Annotated in this window: 2 protein-coding genes and 1 pseudogene; all 3 read left to right on the forward strand. The window is 58.3% G+C overall.

The window, feature by feature from the left end; translation table 11 throughout:
* Positions 1–124: 124 nt before the first annotated feature.
* Positions 125–4321, forward strand: coding sequence for an RHS repeat-associated core domain-containing protein (locus tag HP459_RS21015; RefSeq protein ID WP_171936779.1), 4197 nt, complete (start codon positions 125–127; stop codon positions 4319–4321).
* 7 nt (positions 4322–4328) lie between these two features.
* Complete coding sequence (locus HP459_RS21020) at positions 4329–4772, forward strand: SMI1/KNR4 family protein (RefSeq protein WP_032621640.1); 444 nt, start codon at positions 4329–4331, stop codon at positions 4770–4772.
* 158 nt (positions 4773–4930) lie between these two features.
* Positions 4931–5324: pseudogene (locus HP459_RS23415) on the forward strand (hypothetical protein); the annotation flags it as partial.

Raw genomic sequence — 5324 nt, forward strand, 5'->3', positions numbered from 1 at the left:
ACGGCGATAAAATCCTGGTGTTCACTATGACCTGCACCCGCGCGCCGGGCGATGCCGACGGCGCGCTGTTTGGCGATCTTCTCAGGAGCTTCCGCTTCCACCATTAACTTCAGGGACCGTTGTTATGTTTGAAGCAGCACGCGTTGGTGATGATATCGGCCACTCCGGTGCGCTGGCCGGGATGATTGCCGGAACGATTGTCGGTGGCCTGATTGCCGCAGCCGGGGGCATTCTGGCGGGGGCCATGTTTATTGCCGGTCTCGGCGCATCCTGTCTTGGCGTGGGCGTCCTGCTCGTCGGCGCCAGCCTGGCCGTGGGATATTACACCGGGGAGCTGGCGACTGCCGCCAGGGACAGCATCGCCGACGCCGGGGCATCCAGCATGACGAAGAAAGGCGTCATCACCTCCGGCTCGCCCAACGTGTTTATCAACGGTAAACCCGCCGCGCTTGCCACCGATAGCACCGTCGACTGTTCTGACGACGGCTCGCAGCAGATGGCCGAAGGCTCTAAGCGTGTCTCCATTAACGGCCAGCCAGCGTCCCGCATCGGGGATCGCACCACCTGCGACGCGAAGGTGATGACCGGTTCGGACAACGTCATTATCGGCGGCGACCCGCAGCAAACCCTCCCCATTCAGTCTGAAGTGCCCGAGTGGCTCTACAAGGTCTCCGATCTTACCCTGCTGTTCGCCGGGCTTCTCGGCGGCTGGGGCGGCGCCGCTGGCAAAGTCGGGGCGCTCTCTAAGCTGCTGGGCAAAATCCCCGGCATCAATAAGCTGGCCCGTATCGCCTGTCGCGCCGGCACGCTGATGACCGGCGTGGCGGCCGCGGGGATCATCGCCCGCCCGGTGGATATCGTCAGCGGACAGAAGTTTCTTAGCGGGGATGATGAGCTGGACTTCGTCCTGCCTTCCCGTCTTCCGGTGCGCTGGCAGCGCTACTGGCGCAGCGGCAATCCCGGCGACAGCGTGTTGGGCCGCGGATGGAGCCTGTTCTGGGAAAGCCGCCTGGAGCCTTATCAGGACGGCCTGGTGTGGCGCGCACCGTCCGGCGATTACGTCGCCTTCCCGAAGGTCCCGAAAGGGATGCGCTCCTACTGCGAAAGCGAAAAAAACTGGCTTGAACATCACCAGGACGACAGCTGGTCGGTGTATGACGTCAGCGGCGAGCGCTGGCACTATGCGCCGCTGCGGGATGATGCCCCGTCGCTGCTCCTGCGCCTCTCCGAACCCTGCGGCAACGATATCCTCTTTGAGTGGAATGCGGATAATACCCTGCATGCCCTGACAGACTGTGCGGGCCAGCGCGTGGTCTGCCGCTACGACCGCGACAGGCTCGTTGGCGCCTGGCTGGATGACGAGATCTGCCTGGTCAGTTACGCTTATGATGAACAGCGCCAGCTGGTCTCCGTGACCGGCCGGGGCGGTAGCGTGCGCCGACGCTTCAGCTGGCAGGATGGGCTGATGAGCGCTCATGAGGACGCCAACGGCCTGCTGAGCGAATACCGCTGGCGGGAGATTGACGGCCTGCCGCGCGTGGTCGGCTTCCGCCATAGCGGCGGCGAACGGCTGACGTTCGAATACGATTTTGAGAACGGCACCCGCCGCGCGACCCGCGAAGACGGCGCGCAGGCGCACTGGCTGGTGGATGACGACGACAACGTCGCGCGCTTCACGGATTACGACGGTCGCCAGACGACGTTTGTCTACCGCGACGGCGAGCTCTGCCACGTCATTCTGCCGGGCGGGGCGATGCGCCGCAGCACGTGGGACAAATACGGCCGCATGACCAGCGAGACGGACCCGGCGGGCCGCCGCACGGAGTATCACTGGCATCGCCTGACCGACCGCATCACCCGCACGGTTTACCCGGACGGTACCTCATCGCAGGCCATGTACGACCTTCGCGGTCGCCTGCTGTCGGAGACGGATCCGGCCGGTAGCACCACCGCGTATCGCTATCCCGATGATGAAGAATTCCTCCCGGAGAGCATCACCGACGCCATCGGCGGCGTGGTGCGCCTGGTCTGGAACCACCAGGGGCTGCTGACGCAGCGCACCGACTGCTCCGGCAGCGTCACCCGCTTCACCTACGACCGCTTCGGGCAGCTGATTGCCAGCGAAGATGCAGAAGGGAATATCACGCGGCGGGAGTGGAGCCGTGCCGGGCTGCTCAGCGCCGTGATCCATCCGGACGGCAGCCGCGAGTCGCTGGTGTGGAACGAACGCGGCCAGCTCACGGGCTGGCGCGACCCGCTGGAAAGCGAGGTGAGCTGGGCCTATAACGCGCTCGGCCTCCCGGTCAGCCTTACCGACCGTATTGGTCGCGTGCGCCAGTGGCGCTACGACCCGCGCGGTAACCTTCTGCGACTCGATAACGGCAACGGGGCGGAATACCGCTTCACCTATGACGCCGTGGGCCGCCCGCTCAGCGAAACGCGCCCGGACGAGACCGTGCGCCATATGGAATGGGACGCGCGAGGGTTTCTCTGCGCGCTCGAAGAAAACGGACGGCCTGCCGCCGACGGCGGCATCGCCCGTCGCGTCCAGCAGTTCAGCTATGACGACAGCGGGCTGCTGATCGGGCGCACTCAGCGCCACGCGGAGTACCGCTACTTCCGCGACCTGAGCGGCCAGATTACCCGCATCCGCCGCACGCCGACGGCCGAAGGCGTTGCCCTGGGTATCGAAAGCGATGAGATCGCTTACCGCCACGACGCCGCCGGACGCGTGCTGAGCGAGTCCGGCATTAACGGCGCGGTGGGCTACGAATGGGATGCCCTGAGCAACCTGACCGGCCTGACGCTGCCCGGCGAGCAAAAGCTGGCCTGGCTGCACTACGGCTCCGGCCACGTCAGCGCCATCCGCTTCGGGCAGCAGCTGGTGACCGAGTTCACCCGCGACCGCCTGCATCGCGAAGTGCGCCGCACCCAGGGCGCGCGCGAGCAGTTCCGCCAGTATGACAGCCTCGGCAGACGCACCCTGCAGTGCAGCGAACTGAGCACGGACGTGACCCTGCCGGAGCAGGCGCTACTGGAACGCCTGTATCGCTACACCGCGCGCGGTGAGCTTTCCGGCGTCAGCGACACCCTGCGCGGTGAGGTGGACTACGGCTACGACGCCGAAGGGCGTCTGCTGAAGCACTACGAGGCCCGACAGGGGCACAGCCGCGCGCAGTTCAGCTATGACGCCGCGGATAACCTCGCCGCCAGTGACGATGCGGTACCGGTTACGGATAACCGCCTCCAGCACTGGCAGGCGCTGTTTATGAAATACGACTCCTGGGGCAACCTGGTCAGCCGCCGCATCGGGCTGTACGAGCAGCATTATGCGTATGACGCCGAGAACCGTCTGGTATCCGCCCGCGGAACCGGGCCGGAAGGGCGGTTTGAGGCGCGCTACCACTACGACGCGCTGGGCCGCCGTACGCGCAAAATCGTCACCACGACGCACGGCACCACCGACACCCGCTTCCTGTGGCAGGGCTACCGTCTGCTGCAGGTGCAGCAGGAGAGCGGGCTGCGCAGCACCTATGTATACGACCCGAATGAAGCCTGGAGCCCGCTGGCACGGGTGGATCACCTTCGTGACCAGAGCAGCGGTGAGATTTACTGGTTCAATACCGATCTGAACGGTGCTCCGCTGGAGGTCACAGACGAGCGCGGCGCGGTGCGCTGGAGCGGCCAGTACGGCAGCTTTGGCGAGGTGCGCCATCAGAGCGAAGGGTTCTCACGGTTGGTGAATCGCACGGCGATGGCACACCAGCCGCTTCGCTATGCCGGGCAGTACGCTGACGGTGAAACGGGGCTGCACTATAACCTGTTCCGCTACTACGACCCGCAGGTCGGGCGGTTTATTGTGCAGGACCCGATTGGGTTGAATGGTGGAAACTTAAATTTATATAATTATGCCCCTAACCCTCTGTTATGGATAGACCCTATGGGTCTGGCATTGAGCGGCGTTGACTTTAGTGGAAGCCCATCACTTTATCCTGTTACTGGGACGCAACGAAATATCGTTGAAATTACCCTTCAAGGATCAAGGGGGCGGGATTTCACAGAAGCCTACAAACTTGCAGGCATAAGTGAAGCTGATGCAAGCGAATATACATGGCATCACCTTGATGATTTTGATCCAAAAACAGGTAAGTCAACTATGCAGTTGGTCACGACTGAGGCGCACAAAGCATCTTTCCCACATAAGGGGTCTGTATCTCAGTTCGAAAAACATTTTGGAGTGAAGTATGGCTCTCCTGAAGCTATAAAAATATCTCATAGTAAAGGATGGCTGAGAGGTCGTATTCCTAAACATTGTCAATAGGAGAGAAATGATGATTAAACTTATAGACTCTTCCCCTGCTGTATCTGCTGATGAGCTAGGCAAGATCGAAGTTTCGCTGGGCGTAACTTTTCCTAATGCCTTAAAATCTATATGGCTTATAAGTAATGGTGGCATACTGGACGAAGGTCGTCGTGTTTATCAAAGCGAACACTACGAGAATGATATAAAATATTTCCTACCTATATTACATACTAAAAAATCGGGCATATTAACTGTTGATGATTACTATAAGGATTTAGTAGTTAACAAAAAAATTCTTGCAGAAAATTTTATACCATTCGCAATTGATGGAGGTGGGTTCCCCTATTGTGTTGGGGTAAATGATGGTGCAGTATATTTTTGTGATTTGGAAAATCAGGAGGAGATCTATCTTGAGCCAAATTTTGAAAGTTTTATTGGAAAAATAATTCCTGAAGATGAAGCATGGTGATACAGGTTCTTACCCTCGTAAGAGGGGGGCTTTGTTGATCACTACTTTTTACAGGGGGCTTCATTGATGTAATGATGAAGTGCCCAATTATTTCATTAATAACATATTTCCTTTTCTGCTATACACCGATCTGTCAGTTTATTGTGCAGGCTTCGAGAGTGTTAAAGGGAGGGTTAAACTTATACTCAAATGTTCCCAACCAACTTACCTGGATAAATTTATTAGGGTTAATGCAATGGGCATGGAACCCAAATGGAATGGGATACCATTTAATGCCACGAAACATAGCCAACAGCATTGGACCAACCGATCTTGGTACTATGAAAAATATGCCAACGTTTTTCCCGGATCCTTATAGCGCTGGAATGCATGAAGAACTATATAGATCTATTAAAAATGGTACTGGAAAAAATCAAGGGCCGTGGCAAGGATCCGCGGACGATCTATTAAATGTGACTAGCCGTAATTTAGATTCCGTTTCACATATAACAAACGATTTAAGGTTTCCTTCGACGGCTGGAATCTTAGTCAAAATGTCACTCCTGAAGAAGC

This window comes from Enterobacter sp. CM29, assembly GCF_013179605.1.
Lineage (GTDB): Bacteria > Pseudomonadota > Gammaproteobacteria > Enterobacterales > Enterobacteriaceae > Enterobacter > Enterobacter intestinihominis.

Excerpts from the sequence above, each read along its gene's own strand:
- HP459_RS21020 (WP_032621640.1), top strand. The coding sequence starts at position 4,329 with ATGATGATTAAACTTATAGACTCTTCCCCTGCTGTATCTGCTGATGAG.
- HP459_RS21015 (WP_171936779.1), top strand. The coding sequence starts at position 125 with ATGTTTGAAGCAGCACGCGTTGGTGATGATATCGGCCACTCCGGTGCG.